This is a genomic window from Bacillus nitratireducens, from assembly GCF_036320425.1.
GTDB classification, from domain to species: Bacteria; Bacillota; Bacilli; order Bacillales; family Bacillaceae_G; genus Bacillus_A; species Bacillus_A nitratireducens.
Genome location: NZ_JAUMJO010000005.1, coordinates 1 through 26,636, shown reverse-complemented (window position 1 = coordinate 26,636; position 26,636 = coordinate 1). Strand labels below are relative to the sequence as shown.

General features: G+C 35.8%; 26 protein-coding genes and 1 rRNA gene. 8 read left to right on the top strand and 19 right to left on the bottom strand.

What is annotated here, in order from left to right; all coding sequences use genetic code 11:
- Positions 1–27 precede the first annotated feature (27 nt).
- The 9 genes from rplI to Q3V31_RS18985 form a co-directional block, all read right to left on the bottom strand.
- A complete protein-coding gene (rplI, locus tag Q3V31_RS19025; RefSeq protein WP_000864226.1) occupies positions 28–474 on the bottom strand; it encodes a 50S ribosomal protein L9 in 447 nt (148 codons plus the stop codon).
- Positions 471–2,444: a DHH family phosphoesterase gene (locus Q3V31_RS19020; RefSeq protein ID WP_001113913.1), complete on the bottom strand. Its 1,974-nt coding sequence runs from the start codon at positions 2,442–2,444 to the stop codon at positions 471–473. Before Q3V31_RS19020 ends, rplI begins: the two co-directional genes overlap by 4 nt.
- A 101-nt stretch (positions 2,445–2,545) precedes the next feature.
- Entirely contained in the window at positions 2,546–3,478 is a 933-nt protein-coding gene (locus Q3V31_RS19015; RefSeq protein ID WP_000843150.1) for a YybS family protein, read from the bottom strand.
- Positions 3,479–3,557: 79 nt separating this feature from the next.
- Complete coding sequence (gene rpsR / locus Q3V31_RS19010) at positions 3,558–3,791, bottom strand: 30S ribosomal protein S18 (RefSeq protein ID WP_000918874.1); 234 nt, start codon at positions 3,789–3,791, stop codon at positions 3,558–3,560.
- Positions 3,792–3,835: 44 nt separating this feature from the next.
- Positions 3,836–4,348 carry a single-stranded DNA-binding protein gene (gene ssb / locus Q3V31_RS19005; protein ID WP_016093691.1) on the bottom strand — a complete coding sequence of 171 codons (513 nt, stop codon included), beginning with the start codon at positions 4,346–4,348 and terminating at the stop codon, positions 3,836–3,838.
- 26 nt (positions 4,349–4,374) lie between these two features.
- Positions 4,375–4,665 (bottom strand): 30S ribosomal protein S6, encoded by a 291-nt coding sequence (gene rpsF / locus Q3V31_RS19000; protein ID WP_001233782.1) that lies wholly within the window; start codon positions 4,663–4,665, stop codon positions 4,375–4,377.
- Positions 4,666–4,856: 191 nt separating this feature from the next.
- Positions 4,857–5,957, bottom strand: coding sequence for a redox-regulated ATPase YchF (gene ychF / locus Q3V31_RS18995; protein ID WP_000524673.1), 1,101 nt, complete (start codon positions 5,955–5,957; stop codon positions 4,857–4,859).
- Positions 5,958–6,072: 115 nt separating this feature from the next.
- A complete protein-coding gene (locus tag Q3V31_RS18990; protein ID WP_000436055.1) occupies positions 6,073–6,270 on the bottom strand; it encodes a DUF951 domain-containing protein in 198 nt (65 codons plus the stop codon).
- Between the two features lie 20 nt (positions 6,271–6,290).
- Positions 6,291–7,148: a mechanosensitive ion channel family protein gene (locus Q3V31_RS18985; protein WP_000362301.1), complete on the bottom strand. Its 858-nt coding sequence runs from the start codon at positions 7,146–7,148 to the stop codon at positions 6,291–6,293.
- 260 nt (positions 7,149–7,408) lie between these two features.
- On the opposite strand from Q3V31_RS18985, the gene yyaC reads away from it, so the two are divergent.
- Complete coding sequence (gene yyaC / locus Q3V31_RS18980; protein WP_001020734.1) at positions 7,409–8,005, top strand: spore protease YyaC; 597 nt, start codon at positions 7,409–7,411, stop codon at positions 8,003–8,005.
- Between the two features lie 20 nt (positions 8,006–8,025).
- On the opposite strand, the gene spo0J is transcribed toward yyaC, so the two are convergent.
- From spo0J to rpmH, 10 genes are all read right to left on the bottom strand, one after another.
- On the bottom strand, positions 8,026–8,877 hold the full coding sequence (gene spo0J / locus Q3V31_RS18975) for a stage 0 sporulation protein Spo0J (RefSeq protein WP_001051821.1): 852 nt from the start codon (positions 8,875–8,877) through the stop codon (positions 8,026–8,028).
- The gene (soj, locus tag Q3V31_RS18970; protein WP_000516117.1) at positions 8,870–9,631 is read right to left on the bottom strand and encodes a sporulation initiation inhibitor protein Soj; all 762 of its coding nucleotides are present in this window, start codon (positions 9,629–9,631) and stop codon (positions 8,870–8,872) included. The genes spo0J and soj overlap by 8 nt, the downstream gene beginning before the upstream one ends.
- 188 nt (positions 9,632–9,819) lie before the next feature.
- A complete protein-coding gene (noc, locus tag Q3V31_RS18965; RefSeq protein ID WP_000799030.1) occupies positions 9,820–10,692 on the bottom strand; it encodes a nucleoid occlusion protein in 873 nt (290 codons plus the stop codon).
- 105 nt (positions 10,693–10,797) lie between these two features.
- Entirely contained in the window at positions 10,798–11,517 is a 720-nt protein-coding gene (gene rsmG, locus Q3V31_RS18960) for a 16S rRNA (guanine(527)-N(7))-methyltransferase RsmG (RefSeq protein WP_001019628.1), read from the bottom strand.
- A 21-nt stretch (positions 11,518–11,538) separates the two neighbouring features.
- Positions 11,539–13,428 (bottom strand): tRNA uridine-5-carboxymethylaminomethyl(34) synthesis enzyme MnmG, encoded by a 1,890-nt coding sequence (mnmG, locus tag Q3V31_RS18955; protein ID WP_097872055.1) that lies wholly within the window; start codon positions 13,426–13,428, stop codon positions 11,539–11,541.
- Between the two features lie 51 nt (positions 13,429–13,479).
- Positions 13,480–14,856, bottom strand: a complete 1,377-nt coding sequence (gene mnmE, locus Q3V31_RS18950) for a tRNA uridine-5-carboxymethylaminomethyl(34) synthesis GTPase MnmE (protein ID WP_329766157.1) — start codon at positions 14,854–14,856, stop codon at positions 13,480–13,482.
- Positions 14,857–15,084: 228 nt separating this feature from the next.
- Entirely contained in the window at positions 15,085–15,702 is a 618-nt protein-coding gene (jag, locus tag Q3V31_RS18945; RefSeq protein WP_329766156.1) for an RNA-binding cell elongation regulator Jag/EloR, read from the bottom strand.
- On the bottom strand, positions 15,699–16,466 hold the full coding sequence (gene spoIIIJ / locus Q3V31_RS18940; RefSeq protein WP_000726756.1) for a YidC family membrane integrase SpoIIIJ: 768 nt from the start codon (positions 16,464–16,466) through the stop codon (positions 15,699–15,701). Before spoIIIJ ends, jag begins: the two co-directional genes overlap by 4 nt.
- Positions 16,467–16,518: 52 nt before the next feature.
- The gene (gene rnpA, locus Q3V31_RS18935; RefSeq protein WP_000728888.1) at positions 16,519–16,866 is read right to left on the bottom strand and encodes a ribonuclease P protein component; all 348 of its coding nucleotides are present in this window, start codon (positions 16,864–16,866) and stop codon (positions 16,519–16,521) included.
- A gap of 76 nt (positions 16,867–16,942) precedes the next feature.
- Positions 16,943–17,077, bottom strand: coding sequence for a 50S ribosomal protein L34 (gene rpmH / locus Q3V31_RS18930; protein WP_000831901.1), 135 nt, complete (start codon positions 17,075–17,077; stop codon positions 16,943–16,945).
- A gap of 564 nt (positions 17,078–17,641) precedes the next feature.
- On the opposite strand from rpmH, the gene dnaA reads away from it, so the two are divergent.
- From dnaA to Q3V31_RS18895, 7 genes are all read left to right on the top strand, one after another.
- Positions 17,642–18,982 (top strand): chromosomal replication initiator protein DnaA, encoded by a 1,341-nt coding sequence (gene dnaA / locus Q3V31_RS18925; protein WP_000428011.1) that lies wholly within the window; start codon positions 17,642–17,644, stop codon positions 18,980–18,982.
- 182 nt (positions 18,983–19,164) lie between these two features.
- Positions 19,165–20,310 (top strand): DNA polymerase III subunit beta, encoded by a 1,146-nt coding sequence (dnaN, locus tag Q3V31_RS18920; protein ID WP_001212881.1) that lies wholly within the window; start codon positions 19,165–19,167, stop codon positions 20,308–20,310.
- 128 nt (positions 20,311–20,438) lie between these two features.
- Positions 20,439–20,651, top strand: a complete 213-nt coding sequence (gene yaaA / locus Q3V31_RS18915) for a S4 domain-containing protein YaaA (RefSeq protein WP_000835828.1) — start codon at positions 20,439–20,441, stop codon at positions 20,649–20,651.
- 12 nt (positions 20,652–20,663) lie between these two features.
- A complete protein-coding gene (recF, locus tag Q3V31_RS18910) occupies positions 20,664–21,791 on the top strand; it encodes a DNA replication/repair protein RecF (protein ID WP_000470960.1) in 1,128 nt (375 codons plus the stop codon).
- Between the two features lie 38 nt (positions 21,792–21,829).
- On the top strand, positions 21,830–23,752 hold the full coding sequence (gene gyrB, locus Q3V31_RS18905) for a DNA topoisomerase (ATP-hydrolyzing) subunit B (RefSeq protein WP_000435984.1): 1,923 nt from the start codon (positions 21,830–21,832) through the stop codon (positions 23,750–23,752).
- 88 nt (positions 23,753–23,840) lie between these two features.
- The gene (gyrA, locus tag Q3V31_RS18900) at positions 23,841–26,312 is read left to right on the top strand and encodes a DNA gyrase subunit A (RefSeq protein ID WP_001282858.1); all 2,472 of its coding nucleotides are present in this window, start codon (positions 23,841–23,843) and stop codon (positions 26,310–26,312) included.
- 242 nt (positions 26,313–26,554) lie between these two features.
- Positions 26,555–26,636 (top strand): 16S ribosomal RNA (locus Q3V31_RS18895); the annotation flags it as partial.

The window sequence follows — 26,636 nt, the reverse complement described above, 5'->3', positions numbered from 1 at the left end:
GCGCAATCCTCCTTGCTTAATTTATTTTTATTGTTCACTAACATGAACTTTTACTGTTGCTGTTACTTGCGGATGCAATTTCACAGTGACATTTGTATAACCTAATGCACGGATTGCATCGTCCATTTCAAATTTGCGCTTATCAAGTTTAATCTTGTGTGATTTTTGCATTACATCTACAATTTGTTTGCTTGTGATAGAACCAAATAAACGGCCACCTTCTCCAGATTTCGCCTTTACTTCTACAGTTAATTTCTCTAATGTTTCTTTCAGCTCTTTTGCATTCTCAACTTCTGCTGCTGCATCTTTTTCTTCTTTACGTTTTTGAGCTTCTAAAGTTTTCATACTGCTGTTTGTTGCTTCCGCAGCTAATCCTTGTTTTAATAAGAAATTATTTGCATAACCGTCTGGTACGTTTTTTATTTCTCCTTTTTTCCCTTTACCTTTTACGTCTTTTAGAAAAATTACTTTCATGATTGTGTGCCTCCCTGTAAATAGTCATCAATAACAAATTGAAGCTTCTCCTCAGCTTCATCTACTGTAACATTTTTCATTTGTGTGGCTGCATTTGTCAAATGCCCGCCACCTCCTAAATTCTCCATGATTAGCTGTACATTCAATTCACCTAAAGACCGACCGCTAATCCCAATGAAATTCTCTCCACGTTTCGCAATAACAAATGATGCAATGATACCTGTCATCGTCAATAACGTATCCGCTGATTGCGCAATAAGCACCTGATCATAATAATCATCACTATCAACTTTAGCAATCGCAATTCCATTTTTATAAATGTACGCATTTTTAATGGCTTTTGCAACTCGTAAATACTGATTCATGTCTTCTTTTAAAAGTTCTTGTACAAGTACAGTGTCTGCACCATGCGAGCGTAAATAAGAAGCTGCATCAAATGTGCGAGCGCCTGTACGGAATGTAAAACTTTTCGTATCAACAATAATACCAGCTAACAATGCCGTTGCTTCTAACATTGTCATCTTTAAATTTTTCGGTTGATACTCAAGTAATTCTGTAACAAGCTCTGCTGTTGAAGAAGCATACGGTTCCATATAAACAAGCAATGGATCTTCAATGAAATCTTCCCCGCGGCGATGATGGTCAATAACCACTACATTTTCAATCTTATGTAACAGTTTTTCCTCCATCACCATCGAAGGTTTATGCGTGTCAACAACAACAAGTAATGAATCATCATTTGCAAATTCCATCGCTTGCCCTGGTGTAATAAAGTGTGACCATAACTCTTCATTTTGTTTCACTTTATCCATCAAACGTTTGATTCCTTTATCCGAATCATTTTCGTCTAATACAATATATCCTTTGCGCTCGTTTAATTGAGCTACCTTTAAAATACCAATCGCTGCACCAATCGCATCCATATCGGGAGCTCTATGCCCCATTATAATGACATTACTGCTTTCTAATACTAAATCCTTTAACGCATGCGAAATAACTCTAGCACGTACACGGGTACGCTTTTCAACCGGATTAGTCTTACCACCGTAAAACTTAACTTTACCCGTTGCTTGTTTAATAGCTACTTGGTCTCCTCCTCGTCCTAACGCAAGGTCTAAACCAGATTGAGCCATCGCTCCAAGCTCCGATAAAGGTAAATCACCTGAGCCAACACCAACACTTAATGTAAGTGGTATATTCCTTTTGGATGTTTCTTCACGCACTTGATCCAAAATACTAAATTTCCCTTTCTCCATTTGTGCTAAAATACTTTCATTTAGTACAACGAAGAATCTTTCTGAAGATGCACGTTTCAAATATGCACCATACTTAACAGCCCATTCATTTAGACGCGACGTGACAAGGCTTGTTATATTCGTACGTAATTGATCATCTAATCCTTGTGTAACTTCATCATAATTATCTAAATAAATAACAGCTAAAACCGTACGCTGATCCTCATACATTTTTTCAATCTCTGTTTGCTCAGTTACATCAAAAAAATAAATTAGTTTTTCTTCTTTCCTTACAAACACACGAAATTTTCGATTATTTAATGATACTATATCATCAGAAGTCTCTCCCTTAATAAAAAGGAGTAATGTTTCTGATACATCGTACAGATGCCACCCAGCTAATGCGTGTTGTCCTAAACATGAAGACAAGTAAGGATTTGCCCAATCAATCCCATAATCCTTATTGTATAACAATATACCAATTGGCATCTGATTGAATGCTTCGTTACTCACCTTTTTTACCCTAGTAATCATATCTGTCGTATATTTTTCAAAGTTCCTTTGAAAAGTAAGTTCAAATCGTATAACTAAAAGGAAAACGATGCTAAAAATAAAAAAAGCGGCTATCCCCATAATTAAGTGAAAATAACAAAGAATCGAGATTAGCACCAACACAAAAAATGCCAATACGTAAACAGGATATAAAAACCACTGTTTCTTATAAAATTCAGGCATGTATACAACTCCTATAACGTAAAACCAACTAAATTTCTAGTTAGTTAAACAGATTAAACACCTTAAAATAGCATAGAAATGCTATTTTATCCCTTTGTTTTTCATTGCATTTTAGAACGCAATGAAATCCCTAAATCAATTATACCTAAGATTGTCACAAGAGGAAACAGCATTGGAATAAACATACATACAATAAAACTAATAATAGGGACGCCTTTTGTAAAACCTTTTTTGTGTGCTAAAAAGGTGATAAACGTTAATCCTTGCAATACAAGCAGCAAAGCAAAGATTACATATAGGTTAGAAAATACCATATGTAAATATGATGTTGGTTCAACTTTCATGAAAGTTGATAACAAAATAAATATGACGTAATACCAGACAATACTCTTTGGCAATTGTATATCTTTAAATTTCGGCCAAGGTGCCGCGTCGTACTTTAACTTTCTCAAAACACTACTTGATATTATCACTGTAATCCAAGAAAAACATACAGAAACTAGCACAAGTATACTTGGAAATAAGGTTTGTAATATATCATTCATTTGTGCAAATAATTCTTTTTGTTCTTTACTAACTGGCATACCAGCCGCATTTGCTATTTTTTCACTTTGCGCCATGCTTTCACTAAACATATTTTGCATTTGCTTCATTAAATCTATGTTAAAAAACTTTATACTTCCCACATAAATGAGCATCATACCAATTAAATATGCAAGTGTTCCAGCTATCAATATCTCCACTGGTTTTTTCCCTTTTTTATACATATATCCTAATACAACACCTATTAACCCAAACATCACTGTCTTTATGAGACTAATCGGTTGACTAACGATAACTGTAACAAAAAGCGCCCCTACAAAAATTACGAGCACATTAGATAGTTTATGTCTTACTGTTAATAATATAAACGGTAACGGCAACGCAAATATTGCAACTGTCCCCAAAATCGGAACATACATAGATATAAGCAATAAAATTGCATATATTGCCAATAACGCTGCACCCTCAGTAATAAATTTCGTGCTTTTCATCATCTAACCTCTCTTTCAAAAAGAAAAGCATAGCAAAATGCACAGTAGAGTCCGACTCTACTGTGCATTTCATACGCTATTATTCACCAACATATGGTAAAAGTGCCATTTGACGAGCACGTTTAATTGCAACTGTAAGTTTGCGTTGGTATTTTGCGCTTGTTCCTGTTACACGACGAGGTAAAATTTTACCACGCTCAGAAACGAAACGTTTTAATAAATCAACATCTTTATAGTCAATGCGAGTGATGCCGTTAGATGTGAAGAAACACACCTTACGACGCTTCGCACGTCCACCTTTGCGTCCTGCCATGTCTATTCCCTCCATTCTTTGTTAAAAATAGCCGATTCATACCATTAAAATGGTAAATCGTCGTCCGAAATGTCAATCGGTTGACCAACATTCGAAAATGGATCGTCATTCTTCGTAAATCCAGAGTTACCTTGGTTACCTGAATTACTAGATTGACCAAATGGGTTAGAGCTTTGGTTACCGAAACCAGCTCCTGATGGTTGCTGATTGAATGAACCACGTTGCTCCCCACCGCCATTACGCGGCTCTAAAAATTGTACGCTCTCCGCAAGAACTTCTGTTACATATACACGTTTACCATCTTGTCCATCGTAATTACGAGTTTGAAGACGTCCGTCTACGCCTGCTAAGCTACCTTTTTTCAAATAATTTGCCACGTTTTCTGCTTGTTTACGCCATATTACACAATTAATAAAGTCAGCTTCACGCTCACCTTGTTGATTCGCAAATGCGCGATTCACAGCTAACGTAAAAGTAGCTACTGCAACACCATTGGGCGTGTAACGTAAGTCAGGGTCCTTAGTTAAACGACCAACGAGGATAACACGATTCATCAATCGAACCACTCTCCCTTATATATCAATTATTTTTCTTCTTCTTTAACAACGATATGACGAAGGATATCTTCGTTGATCTTAGCTAAACGGTCGAATTCGTTAATCGCCTCTGAGTTAGAGTTCACGTTTAAGATCATGTAGAAACCTTCACGTAAGTCGTTGATTTCGTAAGCTAAACGACGCTTACCCCACTCTTTCGTGTTAATGATTTCTGCACCATTGTTTGTTAAAACACCTGCAAAACGTTCAACTAAAGCTTTTTGAGCTTCTTCTTCAACGCCAGGACGAATGATGTACATAATTTCGTACTTTCTCATTACACTTTCACCTCCTTTTGGTCTAAACGGCCCATAATGGGCAAGGAGCAATTAATTTATAGTAATTACTCACGAGTTTAGATTATATCATAGTAAGTTATATGAATCAACTCACCAATACGTAAAAAACTTGGCAAACACATAATATATTTGCCAAGTTCATATCTTTATTTTTCCTAGGAAATATTAAATTAAACGTTAAAGCGGAAGTGCATAACATCTCCGTCTTTTACGATATACTCTTTTCCTTCTAAACGTACTTTTCCAGCTTCTTTTGCAGCTGTCATAGAACCGTTTGTCATTAAATCATCATAAGAAACTGTTTCCGCGCGAATAAATCCACGCTCAAAGTCTGTATGAATTACGCCAGCACATTGTGGTGCTTTCATACCTTGTTTAAACGTCCATGCACGCACTTCTTGCACACCAGCTGTGAAGTAAGTAGCAAGTCCTAATAAATCATATGCAGCACGAATTAACTGATCTAAACCAGATTCTTCAATACCTAATTCTTCCAGGAATACTTTTTTCTCTTCTTCGTCTAACTCAGCGATTTCTTCTTCGATTTTTGCACATACAACGATAACTTGAGAATTTTCATTTGCAGCAAATTCTTTTACCATTTGTACATATTTATTTTCAGAAGGATCCATAATATCATCTTCACTTACGTTTGCTACGTATAGCATTTCTTTCGTTGTAAGTAAATGAAGGCCTTTAACAATCTTCATTTGCTCTTCTGTAAATTCAACAGTACGAGCTGGTTTCCCCTCTTCGAAAGCTTCTTTTAAACGCACTAAAATTTCCTGCTCATATACTGCTTCTTTATCTTTTTGTCTTGCTAATTTCGCAACACGCTCGATACGTTTATCAACTGATTCTAAATCCGCTAAGATTAGTTCTAAGTTGATTGTTTCAATATCATCAATTGGATCTACTTTCCCTGAAACGTGTGTAATATTTTCATCTTCAAAACAACGAACAACTTGGCAAATTGCATCTACTTGGCGAATGTGAGATAAGAATTTATTTCCTAATCCTTCACCTTTACTTGCACCTTTTACGATACCTGCAATATCAGTAAATTCGAATACAGTCGGAACAGTTTTTTTCGGTTCTACTAATTCCGTTAATTTATTTAAACGCTCATCTGGTACTTCTACGATCCCTACGTTTGGGTCAATTGTACAGAATGGATAGTTCGCAGATTCTGCTCCTGCTTGTGTAATTGCATTAAATAAAGTGGACTTTCCTACGTTAGGTAATCCAACAATCCCAGCCGTTAATCCCATATTTTTCACTCCTATGTCTCAATCTTTCATCATTATAGATAGTAACGAAAAAAATGACAAGTTTCCTCCAAACGAAAAAAAGTAACAGCTACCCACTGCAACTGTTACTTTCTCTCTATTCTTCATGCTTCACAAGTATTTTTTTTACCTTACGATCAAACTCTCTTCGAGGAATCATTACCGAATGGTCACATCCCTCGCACTTAATGCGGATATCCATTCCCATACGAATAATCTTCCAGCGATTTACACCACATGGATGGGCCTTCTTCATTTCCACAACATCGTACAAGTTATATTGCTTTTGCTCCACTCTCCAAACCCCTCTCCATACTAAATTGCTTTTCCACTAACCAATTCTTCACGATTATATAAAACCATACGTGGATATGGAATTTCAATTCCATGTAAATCCAGACGAGTTTTAATCTCTTTACGAAGAGCTCTTGCAATAACTGCATGTTGCATCGGCTCCACTTCAGCAATAACACGTAATATAACTTCTGATGCAGCTAATGTTTGTACACCTAACAATTGAGGCGTTGTTACCATCTTCTCGTACTTTGCAGGTAATTCTACTAATAACTCTTCAATTACTTGCTCTGCTTTTGCTATGTCAGCCTCATACGAAATAGATACATCAACGAATGCTACACTATTACTAACCGAAAAATTAGTAACTTGAATAATACTTCCGTTTGGTAAAGTATGAATTTCCCCTGTCCAGCTCTTTAGTTTCGTTGTACGAAGTCCAATTTCTAAAACAACTCCCTCAAACTGACCAATTCTTACATAGTCACCAACTGAAAACTGATCTTCTAGCAAAATAAATAGTCCTGTAATGACATCTTTCACTAAACTTTGAGCACCAAATCCGACTGCTAAACCAATAACCCCGGCACCAGCTAATAGACCTGATGCATTAATATTGAACACGCCTAAAATCGCAATCAACATAATAAATATAACAACGTATGCCACAATATTTTCAAGTAACTTCGCTACTGTAACTGTACGACGTTCTGAAATTTGAATTGGCGAACGACTTCCCATGCGAAACGCATTTCGTACAACTGCCCTTGCAACTCGCACAATGATTGCACCAAGTATTAAAATAACGACTATTTTTAGTGATTTTACACCTATATTCGTCCAATCAATGGACTCAAACCATTTCAACGCTAAATCCATGTACCTCTACCTCTCCAGCTAAAATTTCTTTTTAGTTATCCTTCTCATTGTATCAGAAGTCTCTCTGATTTCTGAAAAAATTTTATGACTTTAATTCCATTTGTTAACTTCTATCCAGGTATAAAATGGAGCGAATATATATATACTAGTACTATTATTTCCGTTTTCACTCACATTTTGCAAAAAGTACGCACTTATAGTTTTCCATTTTACTCAACGTATAACATATTTTGAAAATTTATTAAAAGGATGGGTGCTTCATGAATATTGGAAGTTTTCGCTTACCTTTTTTCGAAAAAGAAACTCAAAATGTTATGCACCAAGACTTAGAAGCCTCCGAGACAATCAGTAACTTTTTACTTTCCCATATTCCCATTAAAACTAACATACCACTCATTCTCGTTTGTATCGGAACAGATCGTTCCACCGGTGATGCACTCGGCCCATTAGTTGGCACTAAACTAGAACAAGTAGAAATTAAAAACTTCCAAGTATTCGGCACACTAGATGAACCAATACATGCGTTAAATTTAGAAGAGAAAATTCAGAATATACAGAAAGAAAATCCTACTTCTTTTATAATTGCTGTTGATGCATGCTTAGGAAAATCTCAAAGTATCGGTTCAATCACTACTGGAAAGGGACCTAGTAAACCTGGAGCTGCGATGAATAAGAAATTACCTGCAGTTGGTGATTTGCATATACACGGCATCGTCAATCTAAATGGTTTTATGGAGTTTTTTGTTCTTCAAAATACAAGATTAAGTTTAGTCATGAAAATGGCTGATGTAATTGCACAAAGTATAAAAGAAACGGATCAAAAATTATCTGCGTTAAAAAAAGCAAACCATCTCTAAATAATAAGATGGTTTGCTTTTTAGTTTTTCTGTGATAATAATTCTAAAATACGATTTAAATCTTCTTTATTGAAAAATTCAATTTCAATTTTACCTTTTTCTTTTTTTGTTTCTTTAATTTTTACATCTGTACCAAACTTTTCTCTTAAGAACGTCTCGCGCTCTACGAAGAATATATTTCGATCTTTTTTTATCTGTTTTGTTTCACGTGAAACGCTTTGATTAATCTCCTGGACAATTTTTTCTAATTGGCGAACATTTAATCCTTCTTTTTCGATTCGTTTCAACAAAGACTTCAGCTGTTCTTCATCTTTTATCGTAAGTAAGGTTCTACCGTGAGCCATTGAAAGTTGACCATTTGCAATCATATCTTGTACGAACGAAGGGAGGCTTAATAACCGAGTATAATTTGCAATGTAAGGTCTGCTTTTACCAAGACGTTTCGCTAATTGTTCTTGCGTTACATTTAGCTCACTCATTAACATCTGATATGCCATTGCCTCTTCCATAGGATTTAAATCTTCTCGTTGTAAGTTTTCAAGCAAAGCAAATTCCATCATTTGCTGCTCGTTTAATTGCCTTACAACAGCAGGAACCTTTTCAAGTCCAGCCTCTTTAGCAGCACGATATCTTCTTTCACCTGCAACAATTTCATATCCCTTAATACTCTTTCTAGCGATTAATGGTTGCAATATGCCATGTTCTTTAATAGAAGCCGCTAATTCCTGAATTGCTTCTTTATTGAAATGCTTACGTGGTTGATATGGATTCGGCCTTAATTCAGTTACTATAATCTCCTGAATTGTTTCTTCTTCCTTCACATCCAAATCAGGAAAAAACACATTAATTCCTCTTCCTAATCCTTTAGCCACCTGCAATCACTTCCTCTGCTAAATCTATATATACTTCTGCTCCTCTTGATTTAGCGTCATACTGCATAATCGGTTTCCCATGACTTGGCGCCTCACTTAAGCGCACATTTCGAGGAATAATCGAACGGTATACTTTATCCCTAAAGTATTTTTTCACTTCATCTATAACTTGAATCCCTAAATTTGTACGGGCATCCAACATCGTTAACAATACACCTTGGATTGCTAAATTTTTATTTAAATGTTTTTGCACAAGTCGAACCGTATTTAATAGCTGACTTAATCCTTCTAGTGCGTAATATTCACACTGAACAGGAATAATAACTGAATCCGCTGCTGTTAATGCATTAATCGTTAATAACCCTAAAGATGGGGGACAGTCGATAATAATATAATCATATTCATCACGAACTGGCTGTAATGCCCTTTGCAAACGTACTTCCCGGGAAATAGTCGGTACCAATTCAATTTCAGCACCGGCCAATTGAATTGTAGCGGGTAGAACATCTAAGTTTTCAGTTGCGGTTTTCCGTATAACTCCTTGAACATCTGCATCTTCCACCAGAACATTATAAATACATTGATCTAATTCGGATTTTTCAATTCCCACACCAGTCGTGGCATTTCCTTGAGCATCAATGTCTACGAGAAGGACTTTTTTACCTACTTGCGCCAATCCAGCCCCTAAATTAACAGATGTTGTTGTTTTTCCAACACCGCCTTTTTGATTAGCAATAGCAATGATTTTTCCCATGATGTCACCTACTTTCAACCTTTCTATCTTATTCTAGTAACAATTACGTTTATTGTAACATGAAATAAAAGCTTTTCTTTTACGTCCTTATTAAACTTCAAAATTTATTTCTAAACTCCTTCTTCATTAACAAGAAAATATAGTAAAAGAGACCTCTCCACTAGGATAAGGTCTCTAACACGCCATTATTATTTTTTCTTCGGAATTTTAATCGTAATTTGATAGTACTCATCAAATTCTTCTTCCTCAGAATTAACATTTAAACCACTATTAGCAACCATTTCTAATGACTGCCTAATTGTATTCATAGCAATTCTCGTATCTCTACTTACTGCTTTTTGCTTCGCTTTACGCTTCGGTTTTGCTTCCTCTAATAATTTTGCAATTCGTTCTTCTGTTTGCTTTACATTCAGTTGTTTTTCCACAATTTCTTGTAAAACCTTCAGTTGTAATTCCTCATTTTTTAAAGGAATGAGAGCACGAGCGTGACGCTCTGTAATACTTTTTTCTAATAACGCACTTTTTATTTCTTCAGGCAACTTTAACAATCGCAACTTATTTGCGATTGTGGATTGCCCTTTTCCAAGTCGTTGTGCCAGTGCTTCTTGTGTTAAATTATGTAACTCAATCAGCTTTTGATATGCCACAGCTTCCTCGATTGCTGTTAATTCCTCACGTTGCAAATTTTCAATTAGCGCTACAGAAGCTGTCTCTGTATCATTTAAGTTCTTTATAATCGCAGGAACCTTTTCCCACCCTAGCTTCGTTGCTGCGCGGAAACGTCTTTCTCCAGCAATAATCTCATACTTATCATCCTCATATTGCCTCACGACAATCGGCTGGATAAGCCCATGAGTACGAATCGTTAATGCTAGTTCATCGATTCGTGCATCATCGAAAACTGTTCGTGGTTGATAACGGTTAGGGGTAATATTTACTATCGGGATTTCTTGTATTTCCTCATATACCTTTTTATCTATTTCTTCATGGCTTTCCTCTTGTAATTCGAATTCGCTCTCTTTATCTCCAAAGCCAAATAAACGAGAAAACGTATTTTTCATACATATTCCACCACCTTTTAGGCCTATTGACTATTCTCCATAAAATGTTTCCTATGAAACATTTACGTTTTCATTTATATAATTCAATCTTACGTCTAATAAGATTTATTTTTCAATAGGTAATTTATTGGGTGTTCCCGGTTTGCGTGGATATTTCTTTGGTGTCTTGCGCTTTTTCTCGATTAATAAAATATTACGTTCACTTTCCTCAAATGGTAATTGGAACGTAGACATTTCTTTTAATTCCCCGCCTAGTACCTCTAAAGCATACTTGCCATTTTCAATTTCTTCGTTTGCTGCAGCACCTTTCATTGCAATAAATGTTCCTCCAACTTTTACAAGTGGTAAACATAGCTCACTTAATACAGAAAGACGTGCAACTGCACGTGCCATCACAATATCGTATGATTCACGTACACCTTCTTTTTTCCCAAATGTTTCAGCACGATCATGACAAAATGCAACATCACTTAACTCTAATTTTTGCGCTAAGTGATTTAAGAAATTAATACGTTTTTGTAATGAATCTACAATTGTTACTTTTAAATGTGGGAAACAGATTTTCAACGGGATACTTGGGAATCCAGCTCCTGCGCCAACATCACAAATAGAGAATGGTTTCGAAAAATCATAATAAAAAGCAGCTGTAATAGAATCAAAAAAGTGTTTTAAGTATACTTCTTCCTTCTCCGTAATAGCTGTTAAATTCATTTTTTCATTCCACTCTACTAACGTTTCAAAGTAGATTTTGAACTGCTCTAATTGTCTAGAAGAGAGGGTGATACCCTTCTCTTCTAGCATAGATTGAAATTGTTCTATGTTCATCTAGCAATATCTCCTTACTATTTATTGGTTCGATACTCGTGCAATTTTTCCTTGTTCAATATACACAAGCAAAATGGAAACATCAGCTGGATTTACGCCAGAAATACGTGAAGCCTGCCCCATTGAAAGTGGACGAACATCTTTCAATTTCTGTCTCGCTTCTGAGGCAAGGCTAGAAATCGCATCATAATCAATATCCACAGGGATTTTTTTGTTTTCCATTTTCTTCATACGATCTACTTGCTGTAAAGATTTTTCAATGTATCCTTCGTACTTAGTCTGAATTTCAACTTGTTCTGTAATTTCATCACTTAATGCTACTTCACTTGGTACTAAAAGATGAATATGCTCATATGTCACCTCTGGACGACGTAATAAGTCACTTGCACGTATTCCATCTTTCAATTCACTTCCGCCAATACTACGAATTAATTCTTGAACTTCAGGACGTGGTTTAATAATAATGCTCCCTAAACGTTCCTTTTCCTGTTCAATTTGTAGCTTTTTATTTGTAAATCGCTCATAGCGATCTTCTTTAATTAAGCCAATTTCACGACCAACTTCAGTTAAACGAAGATCAGCATTATCGTGGCGTAATAATAGGCGATATTCTGCACGAGACGTTAATAAACGATATGGTTCATTTGTACCTTTCGTTACAAGGTCATCAATTAAGACACCAATATAAGCATCAGCACGACCTAAAATAACTTCTTTTTTACCTAAAGAACGACACGCTGCATTAATCCCAGCCATAAGCCCTTGTCCTGCTGCTTCTTCGTAACCAGAAGTTCCGTTAATTTGTCCTGCTGTATATAGATTTTTAATCTTTTTTGTTTCAAGTGTTGGCCATAGTTGTGTTGGCACAATTGCATCATATTCAATTGCATAACCTGTACGCATCATTTCAACATTTTCTAGACCAGGGATTGTTCTAAGCATGTCACGTTGCACATCTTCTGGTAAACTTGTCGATAAACCTTGAACATATACCTCTTGTGTATTACGTCCTTCTGGCTCTAAGAAAATTTGATGACGTGGCTTATCATTAAATCTAACTACCTTGTCTTCAATTGAAGGACAATATCTAGGTCCTGTTCCTTTAATCATACCAGAATACATAGCTGAGCGATGTAAGTTTTCATCTATTAAACGATGTGTTTCTGTACTTGTATACGTCAACCAACATGGAATTTGATCCATAATAAATTTTGTCGTTTCAAAAGAGAACGCTCGTGGCTTGTCATCACCTGGCTGAATTTCTGTTTTACTGTAATCAATCGTATTACTATTTACACGCGGAGGCGTACCTGTTTTAAACCTAACAAGATCAAAACCAAGTTCCTCTAAATGTTCGGATAAAGTAATAGATGGTTGCTGATTATTTGGACCGCTTGAATATTTTAAATCACCCATAATAATCTCACCGCGTAAAAATGTTCCAGTTGTAATTACAACTGTTTTTGCTGTGTATTCAGCACCAGCTTGTGTAATTACCCCTTTACATACACCATCTTCAACGATTAAACGCTCTACCATTCCCTGGAACAACGTTAAGTTTGGTGTTTCTTCAATTGTTTTCTTTAATTCATGTTGGTAAGAGAATTTATCAGCTTGTGCACGAAGCGCACGTACAGCTGGTCCTTTACCCGTATTTAACATACGCATTTGAATATGTGTCTTATCAATATTGCATCCCATTTCTCCGCCTAATGCATCAATTTCACGAACAACAATCCCTTTTGCTGGTCCACCAACAGAAGGGTTACATGGCATGAATGCTACCATATCTAAGTTAATTGTTAACATTAAGGTTTTTGAGCCCATTCGTGCTGCCGCAAGACCAGCTTCGCATCCTGCATGACCTGCACCGATTACTATGACATCGTATGAACCGGCATTGTATCCCATTGTTTATTCCTCCTAATAATCTCTATCTTTCTAAAACGTTGCTTCGCTTTATTATTTTCCTAAACAAAACTGAGAGAATAACTGGTCAATTAAGCTTTCATGGACGGTATCACCAGTAATTTCACCAAGTATTTCCCACGTTCTTGTTAAATCAATTTGTACCATATCGATTGGAACACCATTTTCTATTGCTTCAATTGCATCTCCAATTGTCGTTCCTGCTTGTGTTAATAATCCAATATGTCTCGTGTTAGAAACATATGTCATATCTGCAGAATCAATTGCTCCTTCAAAGAATAAATCAGCTATCGCTTTTTCAAGCTCATCAATTCCCTGCTCCTCAATTAAAGACGTCGTAATAACACGATTTCCTGCAGCTAGCTCTGTAACACGTTCCATATCAATCTCTTGCGGTAAATCTGTCTTATTGACAATAATAATGAAGTCTTTTCCTTGTACGGCACGGAATAGTTCTTCATCTTCATTCATTAAAGCTTCACTATAATTGACTACAACTAACACTAAATCGGCTTGGCTCATCATTTCTTTTGAACGCTCTACACCAATTCGTTCAACAACATCTTCTGTTTCACGAATACCTGCTGTATCTATAAGTTTAAGTGGTACACCACGCACATTAACGTACTCTTCAATAACATCTCTCGTTGTTCCTGCAATATCAGTTACGATCGCTTTTTTCTCCTGAACGAGACTATTTAATAGCGATGATTTCCCAACGTTAGGTCTACCGATGATTGCCGTAGCAATACCTTCACGTAAAATCTTTCCTTGCTTCGATGTCTCTAATATTTTTGCAATTTCAGCACGAACATGTGTAGCTTTCTCAATTAAAATATTATGCGTCATCTCTTCTACATCATCATATTCTGGGTAATCTATATTTACCTCAACATGGGCTAACGTTTCCAATATGTCTTGACGCAGGCGGCCAATTAATTTAGATAATCGCCCTTCCATTTGGTTGATCGCCACGTTCATAGCACGATCTGTTTTTGCACGGATTAAATCCATAACAGCTTCCGCTTGTGATAAATCAATACGCCCATTTAAAAAAGCACGTTTCGTAAATTCACCAGGCTCTGCCAAACGTACTCCTTGTGCTAAAATAAGCTGTAATACTTTATTTACCGAAACAAGTCCACCATGACAGTTGATTTCTACTATATTTTCACGCGTAAAAGTCCTAGGTGCACGCATAATCGATACCATAACTTCTTCAATCACTTGATTTGTATCTAAATCGACAATATGACCATAATGAATTGTATGAGAATCAACCTGTGTTAAATCTTTCCCTTTAAAAATGCGATCGACTTTCTCAATCGCATCATCCCCACTTACTCGAACAATGGCAATTGCACCTTCCCCAAGAGCTGTGGAAATTGCGGCAATTGTATCAAATTCCATGTCCTTTCACCTCACTTGCTTATTTATCTCTATTTCAACATGATTTTTTTACGTCACTAAATTATTAGGATACCATAACGAACCTATCTGCAAAAGAATAATAACTCATTTTATTATGTCCTCATGTAAAAAACACTAAACTTATTAACAGTGGATAAGTTTAGTGTTTTTTTAGTTATCCACATTTATTTTCGCCTCAAAAAAACCGGCACTCAATTGAGTAACCGGTCACTTGGAAGATATTACAACATATCGATGTGGTTCTTTTCCTTCAGAAGTTGTAATGATATTTTGATGATTAGTTAATGCTTGATGAATAATCTTTCGTTCAAAAGATGGCATAGGTTCCAACATAACTCTTTTTTTCGTACTTACTGCTTGTTTTGCTAATCGGTAAGAAAGCAATTCTAACGTACTTTTTCTTTTACTACGATAATTTTCAGCATCTAGTGTGATGCCAATATATTGCTTCGTATTACGATTTGCCACAAGTTTTGTTAAATACTGTAAAGAATTCAAGGAGTTTCCTCTTTTACCAATCAAAACACCTACGTTTTCACCAGAAATTGTAAATTCCACTTCGCGTCCTTTTACAACTTTTCTAATCTCAACTTCCACACCCATATTGCGAATAACATTTTTTAAATATTCTTCACACTCTTGGATGGGATCTTTCTTCACTACAACTTCTACTATAGCGGGGCGATTCCCAAATAAACCCAGGAATCCCCTCTTACCCTCATCAATAATCTTTATATCTACTCGATCTTTCGAAACATTTAATTGTCTTAAAGCATCTTGTACTGCCAGCTCGACTGTTTGTCCTTTAGCAGTAATTATACTCACTTGCTTGATCCTCCTGCCTTACTAGCCTTAATTTCAGGCCCTTTGATCAAATACATTTGAGCAATACCAAAGATGTTACCAACTACCCAGTATAGTGATAGTGCTGCTGGGAAGTTAATTGCAAAGACTAAAATCATGATTGGCATAAGCCAAATCATCATTGCCATTTGCGGGTTTTGTCCAGCCGTTCCTGCCATTGCAAGTTTTTGCTGAATAAAAGTCGTAATAGCCGCAACAATTGGAAGGATATAGTAAGGATCTGCCTGTCCTAAATCAAACCATAAGAATGTATGCTTACTAATTTCTGATGTTCTCATAATCGCATGATAAAACGCGAATAAAATAGGCATCTGAACAAAAATTGGTAAACATCCTGCTAATGGATTTACCCCATTTTTTTGATATAACTGCATCATTTCTTGTTGTAATTTTTGCTGTGTTGCTTGATCTTTTGAGCTATATTTCTCTTTTAATTTTACCATTTCTGGTTGTAACGCTTGCATTGCCTTCGTACTCTTCGTTTGTTTGATCATTAATGGTAATAATGCAAAACGAATAATAAGAGTTGTAACCACGATTGCTAAGCCGTAATTACTACCAAATAAGTTTGCAAAATACGTGATTAACTGAGAAAGCGGGTATACGAAATATTCATTCCAAATCCCAGTACTTTTCGGTGTAATCGGCTGATTTGTTTCACTACAACCAGTAGCAATTGCCATTAACACAACAACCATGGCTATTAAACCTATTTTCTTTTTCAAAGCCTGCTCCTCCTTGTTTCGGTATGTATATAGTGTAATTCATTTCCTTACGCTACTTTTTTATTCTTTTCATACCAGAGCGTTTAAAGACATGAATTAAGCTTTTCTTTAACTCTTCATATGTCATCTCTGCACAAGGCTTCCTTGCTATTATAACAAAATCTTTTCCAGAATCTATCTCATCTTTTAATTCCATAATCGCTTGGCGAATCATACGCTTGATTCGATTACGAACTACTGCATTTCCTATTTTCTTACTAACAGAAAGGCCGATGCGAAAGTATGGCTGTTTTTCTTTATTTAACTGGTATACAACAAACTGACGATTAGCATTCGACTGTCCTTTTTGGAAAACAGCCTGAAATTCATCATTCTTTTTTATACGATTTTTTTTCTTCATATCAATTGACACTCCTGTATTTCATCAGCGGAAATTCATTATTATTAGAAAAAAAGACCACTGAACGATCAGTGGTCTACGCAGATAATACTTTTCTTCCTTTACGACGACGAGCTGCTAGCACTTTACGTCCGTTCGCTGTGCTCATACGGCTGCGGAAACCATGTACTTTGCTGCGCTTACGTTTATTTGGTTGGTAAGTTCTTTTCATTATATGACACCTCCCTGAGGAATATCTGTTAAAGACAGTCTAATAAATTATAGTTAATCAACTAGGAAAATGTCAATGGTTCTTGAAATTTTCATCAAATATTCATTTTGAACCTATTCACAGACTTTTTCACAGCCCCTATATTTCCTTGTGGATAAATATATTTTCTCTTTTTTTGTATCCACAAACTCTTTTTTTACTTTTACACAGTATATCGTGTTGTGGACAAGTTTATTCCACAAGGTATTGATTTTGTGGATAACTTTCTTAAATTCATTGCTATAGCTACTTTTTTTTGATATTATAGTTGTGTTTTCACTTTGAATAAGTTTTCCACATCTTTATTTTATCCACAATTTGTGTATAACATGTGGACAGTTTAAATCACATGTGGGTAAATAGTTGTCCACATTTGTTTTTTTGTCGAAAACTCTATCTCTGATACAAACAACGTTTTTATATTTTAAAATACGTTTCGTATAAATATGCATTTAAAATATTTACGGGTTGTACAATTGTTGCGCAACCTTATTCTTTTACCATCTTTGTAAAGGAGGGACACCTTTGGAAAATATCTCTGATTTATGGAATAGTGCCTTGAAAGACTTAGAAAAAAAGGTAAGTAAGCCAAGTTATGAAACGTGGTTAAAATCAACAACCGCTCATAACTTGAAAAAAGATGTATTAACTATTACAGCTCCAAATGAATTTGCTCGTGACTGGCTAGAATCCCATTATTCAGAACTCATTTCGGAAACACTTTATGATTTAACAGGGGCAAAACTAGCTATTCGTTTTATTATTCCCCAAAGTCAGGCGGAAGAGGATATAGATCTTCCTCCTATTAAAAAAAATCGAGTACAAGATGATTCTACTCATTTACCACAGAGCATGCTAAATCCAAAATATACATTTGATACATTTGTTATTGGCTCTGGTAATCGTTTTGCACACGCTGCTTCTTTAGCTGTAGCTGAAGCTCCAGCTAAAGCTTATAATCCGCTCTTTATTTATGGGGGCGTTGGACTTGGAAAAACACATTTAATGCACGCAATTGGGCATTATGTAATTGAACACAACCCGAATGCAAAAGTTGTATATTTATCATCTGAAAAATTCACAAATGAATTCATTAACTCAATTCGTGATAATAAAGCTGTCGATTTTCGTAATAAATATCGTAATGTAGATGTCTTATTGATAGATGATATTCAATTTCTTGCTGGAAAAGAACAAACACAGGAAGAGTTCTTCCATACATTTAATGCGTTACACGAAGAAAGTAAACAAATTGTGATTTCAAGTGATAGACCACCAAAAGAAATCCCAACTTTAGAAGATCGCCTTCGTTCTCGCTTTGAATGGGGCTTAATTACGGATATTACGCCACCAGATTTAGAAACTAGAATTGCAATTTTACGTAAAAAAGCAAAAGCAGAAGGCCTTGATATACCAAATGAGGTTATGCTTTATATTGCAAATCAAATTGATTCTAACATTCGTGAGTTAGAAGGTGCACTTATTCGCGTTGTAGCTTATTCATCTTTAATTAATAAAGATATTAATGCTGATTTAGCAGCTGAAGCACTTAAAGGTATTATTCCAAACTCTATACCTAGAATTATTTCTATCTCTGATATTCAAAAGGCCGTTGGGGGCGTCTATCAAGTAAAATTAGAAGATTTCAAAGCAAAAAAACGTACAAAATCCGTTGCATTCCCTCGTCAAATTGCAATGTATTTATCACGCGAACTTACGGACTCATCTTTACCAAAAATAGGTGAAGAATTTGGTGGCCGCGATCATACAACAGTAATCCATGCTCACGAAAAAATTTCGAAGCTATTAAAAACGGATACTCAATTACAAAAACATGTCGAAGAAATTAATGATATTTTAAAGTAGTAGTAGCTGAATAGTGTGAATAACTTACCTTGTTTTACGCACAGTCTATCCACATGTAGATAGACTGTTTTTACATCTTTAAACGGGGTTATCCACATATCCACAAGCCCTATTACTATTACTACTACTTTTTTATCTTTATTAAATAAATAAAATCTTATACTTACCGGAGGTTTTTCGTTATGCGTTTTACAATACAAAAAGACTATCTTGTAAGAGGTGTACAAGATGTAATGAAGGCAGTTTCTTCTCGTACAACAATTCCAATTCTTACAGGAATTAAAGTTGTAGCAACTGAAGAAGGGGTTACTTTAACAGGTAGCGATGCAGATATCTCTATCGAATCATTTATCCCAGTCGAAGATGCTGGAAAAGAGGTTGTTGAAATTGAACAATCAGGAAGTATTGTTTTACAAGCAAAATATTTTAGTGAGATCGTAAAAAAATTACCTAAAGAAATTGTTGAAATTTCTGTGGAAAATCATTTTATGACAAAAATAAAATCTGGAAAATCAGAGTTTAATTTAAATGGTTTAGATTCAGCTGAATATCCGTTACTACCTCAGATTGAAGAACATCATGTATTTAAGATTCCAACAGATTTACTTAAACATATGATTAGGCAAACGGTATTTGCAGTTTCAACTTCTGAAACAAGACCGATCTTGACAGGTGTAAACTGGAAAGTATATAACAGCGAGTTAACTTGTATTGCAACAGATAGTCACAGACTAGCACTTCGTAAAGCAAAAATTGAAGGGTATAATATTGCTGATGAATTTCAAGCCAATGTCGTTATTCCTGGTAAGAGCTTAAATGAATTAAGTAAAATCCTAGATGAATCTGAAGAAATGGTAGATATCGTTATTACGGAGTATCAAGTATTATTCCGTACAAAACATTTATTATTCTTCTCGAGATTGTTAGAAGGTAACTATCCAGATACAACACGTTTAATTCCAGCCGAGAGTAAGACAGACATTTTTGTGAATACAAAAGAATTTTTACAAGCGATTGATCGTGCTTCGCTATTAGCAAGAGATGGTCGTAACAATGTTGTTAAATTATCGACATTAGAACAACAAATGCTTGAGATTTCTTCAAATTCACCAGAAATCGGAAAAGTAGTAGAAGAAGTTCAATGTGAAAACGTAGATGGAGAAGAATTAAAAATATCTTTTAGTGCAAAATATATGATGGACGCATTAAAAGCTTTAGATAGTACAGAAATTAAAATTAGCTTTACTGGGGCGATGAGGCCGTTTTTGATTCGTACAGTAAATGATGATTCCATCATCCAATTAATTTTACCGGTACGTACTTACTAAGTAAGGGTTGAGGGTTGCTAGTTTAAAGGTACTAGTGACCCTTATTTGATTTTAGGGTATTGCTTTCCTAATGCTAGTTTATTTAGTACAATGAAAGAATGAACACTTTCAGAAAGTGAGAGATTTTTATGAAAAGTATTAAAATTTCAACAGAATACATTACACTAGGACAATTTTTAAAGCTAGCCGATGTAATTGATACGGGCGGAGCTGTGAAATGGTTCTTACAAGAATATGAAGTGTACGTGAATCAAGAGCTTGAGAATAGAAGAGGTCGCAAGTTATATGCGAATGATATTATTGAAATTCCGGGAAGTGGAACTTTCCAAGTTCAGGCATAAAGGGGGATCCCTTTGTTTATTACAGAAATACAATTAAAAAACTATCGTAATTATGAAAAGTTAGAGCTTTCCTTTGAGGACAAGGTCAATGTAATTATTGGTGAAAATGCACAAGGGAAAACAAATTTGATGGAGGCCATTTACGTATTAGCGATGGCAAAATCTCATAGAACCTCTAATGATCGTGAACTTATTCGATGGGATGAGGATTACGGTCAAATCAAAGGTAGATTACAAAAAAGAAATAGTTCTTTGTCTTTAGAATTAAATATTTCCAAAAAAGGTAAAAAGGCAAAGCTAAATCAACTTGAACAACAAAAGTTAAGCCAATATATTGGTGAAATGAACGTTGTGATGTTTGCCCCAGAAGATTTAAATCTTGTAAAAGGAAGCCCTCAAGTAAGAAGACGCTTTTTAGATATGGAACTAGGACAAATAGCGCCCGTTTATTTGTACGAACTAAGCCAATATCAAAAAGTGCTCACGCAACGAAATCACTTGCTTAAAAAGATGCAAGGGAATAGTAAAAATGAGGAAACGATGTTGGATGTATTTACACTTCAACTCATTGAGCATGGTGCAAAAATATTGCGAAAACGTTTTGAGTTTTTGCATTTACTACAAGAATGGGCTGCGCCGATACATCGCGGGATTAGCAGAGGATTAGAGGAATTAGAAATCGTCTATAAACCAAGCTTAGATGTATCAGAATCAATGGATTTGTCGAAAATAAAAGAAGTATACTATGAAAGTTTTCAATCTGTGAAACAACGTGAAATTTTCCGTGGTACAACTTTAATTGGTCCTCATCGTGATGATTTACAATTCTTCGTTAATAGTAAAAATGTTCAAGTCTTTGGTTCACAAGGACAACAACGAACGACCGCACTGTCCCTAAAATTAGCTGAAATTGAATTGATTTACTCAGAAGTTAAGGAATATCCTATTCTTTTATTGGATGATGTATTATCAGAATTGGATGATTATCGTCAATCACATCTGTTAAATACAATTCAAGGAAAAGTGCAAACATTTGTGACAACGACGAGTGTCGACGGAATTGAACACGAAACATTAAAAGAAGCGAAAACAATTCATGTAATGAACGGCACGGTAGATTGTGAAATGGACAGGGCATAATCCCTGTTTAAATGGAAAAGTAGGTGATCTTTGTGTCAATGGAACAAAAGCAAATGCAAGAAAATGCATATGATGAAAGTCAGATACAGGTACTTGAAGGACTAGAGGCAGTTCGGAAACGTCCGGGTATGTACATTGGTACTACAAGTGGAAAAGGACTTCACCACCTTGTATGGGAGATTGTCGATAATAGTATCGATGAAGCCTTAGCGGGGTATTGCGATGAAATCAACGTTAGTATTGAAGAAGATAATAGTATTCTTGTAACGGATAATGGACGTGGTATTCCAGTTGGTATACAAGAAAAAATGGGACGTCCTGCAGTAGAAGTTATCATGACTGTCCTTCACGCCGGAGGTAAATTTGGCGGTGGCGGTTATAAGGTTTCTGGTGGTTTGCATGGTGTTGGTGCATCTGTTGTAAATGCCTTATCAACAGAACTAGAAGTATTTGTACATCGTGATGGAAAAATTCATTACCAAAAGTATGAAAGAGGTATCCCAGTTGCGGATTTAAAAGTCATTGGTGATACAGATAAAACTGGAACAATAACTCGCTTTAAGCCGGACCCAGAGATTTTTAAAGAGACGACAGAATATGAATTTGATACGTTAGCGACTCGTATGCGTGAGTTGGCATTTTTAAATCGTAATATTAAATTAACAATTGAAGATAAGCGTGAACATAAGCAAAAGAAAGAGTTTCACTATGAAGGTGGAATTAAATCATATGTTGAACATTTAAATCGTTCAAAACAACCAATTCATGAAGAACCTGTATATGTAGAAGGTTCAAAAGATGGTATTCAGGTTGAAGTTGCGCTTCAATATAACGAAGGATATACAAATCATATTTACTCATTTACAAATAATATTCATACGTATGAAGGTGGTACACATGAGGTAGGATTTAAAACTGCCCTAACACGTGTAATCAACGATTATGGTCGTAAAAATAATATTTTAAAAGATGCGGATAGTAATTTAACTGGTGAAGATGTTCGTGAAGGTCTAACGGCAATCGTATCAATTAAACATCCAAATCCACAATTTGAAGGACAAACGAAGACGAAACTTGGAAATAGTGAAGCAAGAACAATTACAGAGTCAGTATTCTCAGAGGCATTTGAAAAGTTCTTACTGGAAAATCCCAATGTTGCACGTAAGATTATAGATAAAGGAACTATGGCAGCGCGTGCACGTGTAGCAGCTAAAAAGGCTCGTGAGTTAACTCGCCGAAAGAGTGCTTTAGAAGTTTCAAGTTTACCAGGGAAATTGGCAGACTGTTCTTCTAAAGATCCAGCGATTAGTGAAATTTATATCGTAGAGGGTGACTCTGCGGGTGGATCTGCAAAACAAGGACGCGATCGTCATTTCCAAGCAATTTTACCGCTGAAGGGTAAAATTATTAATGTTGAAAAGGCACGCTTAGATAAGATTTTATCAAATGATGAAGTTCGTACAATTATTACGGCGATCGGTACAAATATCGGCGGAGACTTCGATATTGAAAAAGCACGCTATCATAAAGTTATTATTATGACCGATGCCGATGTTGATGGTGCACATATTCGTACCCTATTATTAACGTTCTTCTATCGTTATATGCGTCAAATAATTGAGTGTGGATATATATATATCGCACAGCCGCCTTTGTTTAAAGTACAACAAGGTAAGAAAATTCAATATGCTTACAATGATAAGGAACTTGAAAGAATCTTAGCGGAATTACCAGCTCAACCTAAGCCTGGGATTCAGCGTTATAAAGGTCTAGGGGAAATGAATCCAACTCAGTTATGGGAGACGACAATGGACCCGGAAGTACGTTCATTACTTCAAGTTTCTCTTCAAGATGCAATTGAGGCAGATGAAACATTTGAAATTTTAATGGGAGATAAAGTAGAGCCACGTCGTAACTTTATCCAAGAAAATGCAAAATACGTGAAAAACCTTGATATTTAAATGAGTAATGACAGGAATCTAAGTATTCCTGTCTTCTACATATAAATCAATGTATGTGTAACGGAAATGTAAGAGGAGGTGCTCGTTGATGTCAGACAATCAACAACAAGCACGAATTCGAGAAATTAATATTAGTCATGAAATGCGTACCTCATTTTTAGATTACGCAATGAGTGTTATCGTATCTCGTGCATTACCAGATGTTCGTGATGGATTAAAACCTGTGCATCGTAGGGTTTTATATGCGATGAATGATTTAGGAATTACAGCTGATAAAGCGTATAAGAAATCAGCGCGTATTGTCGGTGAAGTAATCGGTAAGTATCACCCTCACGGTGATTCAGCTGTTTACGAGACGATGGTACGTATGGCGCAAGATTTTAGTCAACGTTATATGCTTGTTGATGGACATGGTAACTTTGGTTCTGTTGATGGTGATTCGGCAGCAGCAATGCGTTATACAGAAGCAAGAATGTCTAAGATTTCTATGGAATTAATACGTGATATTTCAAAAAATACGATTGATTATCAAGATAACTATGATGGTTCTGAAAGAGAGCCTATTGTATTGCCAGCGCGTTTCCCTAATCTATTAGTGAATGGTACGACGGGTATTGCAGTTGGTATGGCAACAAACATTCCGCCGCATCAACTTGGTGAAGTAATTGATGGCGTATTGGCACTAAGCCATAATCCTGACATTACTATTGCGGAATTAATGGAGTTTATTCCAGGACCAGATTTTCCAACAGCAGGTTTAATTTTGGGACGAAGTGGGATTCGAAGAGCATATGAAACAGGTAGAGGCTCTATTATGCTTCGAGCTAAAGTTGAAATTGAAGAGAAGTCAAATGGTAAACAATCTATTCTCGTAACTGAACTGCCTTATCAAGTTAATAAGGCGCGATTAATTGAAAAAATTGCAGAATTAGTTCGTGATAAGAAAATTGAAGGTATTACGGATTTACGTGATGAGTCAGATCGAAACGGTATGCGTATTGTTATGGAAGTACGTCGTGATGCCAATGCCAATGTACTATTAAATAATCTATATAAACATACAGCACTTCAAACAAGTTTCGGTATTAATATGTTGTCTCTTGTAAATGGAGAGCCACAAGTATTGAATTTAAAACAAAATTTATATCATTACTTGGAGCATCAGAAGGTAGTAATTCGTCGACGTACTGCTTATGAATTAGAAAAAGCAGAGGCACGTGCTCATATTTTAGAAGGATTACGAATTGCCCTAGATCATCTTGATGAAGTTATTACGTTAATCCGTGGTTCGAAAACAGCAGATATTGCAAAGCAAGGCTTAATGGAACGTTTCGGTTTAAGTGAGAAACAAGCACAAGCAATTTTAGATATGCGTCTGCAACGTTTAACAGGATTAGAACGTGAAAAAATTGAGCAAGAATATCAAGAGTTAATGAAGTTAATCGCTGAATTAAAAGCAATCTTAGCAGATGAAGAGAAAGTTCTTGAGATTATTCGTGAAGAATTAACGGAAGTAAAAGAGCGCTTCAATGATAAGAGACGAACGGAAATTACAATTGGCGGTATGGAATTTATTGAAGATGAAGATTTGATTCCAGAGCAAAACATTGCAATTACGTTAACTCATAACGGTTATATTAAGAGGTTACCAGCTTCTACGTACAAAACGCAGAACCGTGGCGGGCGTGGTGTGCAAGGAATGGGAACGAATGATGATGATTTCGTAGAGCATCTATTGACTACTTCTACACATGATCATATTTTATTCTTCACTAATAAGGGTAAAGTATACCGTACGAAAGGATATGAAATCCCAGAGTATAGCCGTACAGCAAAAGGTATACCGATTATTAACCTATTAGGTGTAGATAAAGGGGAGTGGATTAACGCCATTATTCCAATTCGTGAATTTGGTGATGATCAGTTCTTATTCTTTACAACAAAACAAGGTATCTCTAAAAGAACACCACTTTCATCATTTGCAAATATACGTACGAATGGCTTAATTGCGATTTCTCTTCGTGAAGAGGATGAATTAATCTCTGTACGCTTAACATCTGGTGATAAGGATATTATCGTTGGAACAAGCAACGGTATGTTAATTCGTTTCAATGAGCAAGATGTGCGTTCTATGGGACGTAATGCGGCTGGTGTAAAAGCAATTACATTAGGTGATGAAGATCAAGTTGTAGGCATGGAAATTGTTGAAGAGGATGTAAATGTTCTAATTGTAACGAAAAATGGTTACGGAAAACGTACACCGATTGATGAGTACCGTCTGCAAAGTCGTGGTGGTAAAGGTCTGAAGACTTGTAACATTACAGATAAGAACGGTAAATTAGTAGCAGTTAAGTCTGTAACAGGTGAAGAAGACATCATGCTAATTACAGCGGCAGGCATTATTATTCGTATGCCAGTTGATCAAATCTCTCAAATGGGACGTAATACGCAAGGTGTCCGTCTAATTCGTTTAGAGGATGAACAAGAGGTAGCGACAGTAGCAAAAGCACAAAAAGATGAAGAAGAGGAATCTAATGAAGAGGTTTCTTCTGAAGAATAAGAGGGGGATTTTTCCCCCTCTTATTTTTTTATAATAATACTTGCATAGTAATAGAGAAGTCTATATAATAGGCAGAGTCAGCAAATGAGAGATACAAATTATCTTAAAAAACTTGTTGACGAAAACAATATACTATGATATATTATAAAAGTCGCTGAAACGCGATGTTGAACTTTGAAAACTAAACGAAACAAACAACGTGAAACGTCAATTTTTATTTTTAGATGCTAGACAAACTAACTTTATTGGAGAGTTTGATCCTGGCTCAGGATGAACGCTGGCGGCGTGCCTAATACATGCAAGTCGAGCGAATGGATTGAGAGC

Excerpts from the sequence above, each read along its gene's own strand:
- rsmG (WP_001019628.1), bottom strand. The coding sequence starts at position 11,517 with ATGAACATAGAACAATTTCAATCTATGCTAGAAGAGAAGGGTATCACC.
- gyrB (WP_000435984.1), top strand. The coding sequence starts at position 21,830 with ATGGAACAAAAGCAAATGCAAGAAAATGCATATGATGAAAGTCAGATA.
- rpsR (WP_000918874.1), bottom strand. The coding sequence starts at position 3,791 with ATGGCAGGACGCAAAGGTGGACGTGCGAAGCGTCGTAAGGTGTGTTTC.
- gyrA (WP_001282858.1), top strand. The coding sequence starts at position 23,841 with ATGTCAGACAATCAACAACAAGCACGAATTCGAGAAATTAATATTAGT.
- dnaN (WP_001212881.1), top strand. The coding sequence starts at position 19,165 with ATGCGTTTTACAATACAAAAAGACTATCTTGTAAGAGGTGTACAAGAT.
- ychF (WP_000524673.1), bottom strand. The coding sequence starts at position 5,957 with ATGGGATTAACGGCTGGGATTGTTGGATTACCTAACGTAGGAAAGTCC.
- rpsF (WP_001233782.1), bottom strand. The coding sequence starts at position 4,665 with ATGAGAAAGTACGAAATTATGTACATCATTCGTCCTGGCGTTGAAGAA.
- Q3V31_RS18985 (WP_000362301.1), bottom strand. The coding sequence starts at position 7,148 with ATGGATTTAGCGTTGAAATGGTTTGAGTCCATTGATTGGACGAATATA.
- rpmH (WP_000831901.1), bottom strand. The coding sequence starts at position 17,077 with ATGAAAAGAACTTACCAACCAAATAAACGTAAGCGCAGCAAAGTACAT.
- rplI (WP_000864226.1), bottom strand. The coding sequence starts at position 474 with ATGAAAGTAATTTTTCTAAAAGACGTAAAAGGTAAAGGGAAAAAAGGA.
- Q3V31_RS19020 (WP_001113913.1), bottom strand. The coding sequence starts at position 2,444 with ATGCCTGAATTTTATAAGAAACAGTGGTTTTTATATCCTGTTTACGTA.
- rnpA (WP_000728888.1), bottom strand. The coding sequence starts at position 16,866 with ATGAAGAAAAAAAATCGTATAAAAAAGAATGATGAATTTCAGGCTGTT.
- Q3V31_RS19015 (WP_000843150.1), bottom strand. The coding sequence starts at position 3,478 with ATGAAAAGCACGAAATTTATTACTGAGGGTGCAGCGTTATTGGCAATA.
- yaaA (WP_000835828.1), top strand. The coding sequence starts at position 20,439 with ATGAAAAGTATTAAAATTTCAACAGAATACATTACACTAGGACAATTT.
- noc (WP_000799030.1), bottom strand. The coding sequence starts at position 10,692 with ATGAAAAATACGTTTTCTCGTTTATTTGGCTTTGGAGATAAAGAGAGC.
- mnmE (WP_329766157.1), bottom strand. The coding sequence starts at position 14,856 with ATGGAATTTGATACAATTGCCGCAATTTCCACAGCTCTTGGGGAAGGT.
- yyaC (WP_001020734.1), top strand. The coding sequence starts at position 7,409 with ATGAATATTGGAAGTTTTCGCTTACCTTTTTTCGAAAAAGAAACTCAA.
- mnmG (WP_097872055.1), bottom strand. The coding sequence starts at position 13,428 with ATGGGATACAATGCCGGTTCATACGATGTCATAGTAATCGGTGCAGGT.
- soj (WP_000516117.1), bottom strand. The coding sequence starts at position 9,631 with ATGGGAAAAATCATTGCTATTGCTAATCAAAAAGGCGGTGTTGGAAAA.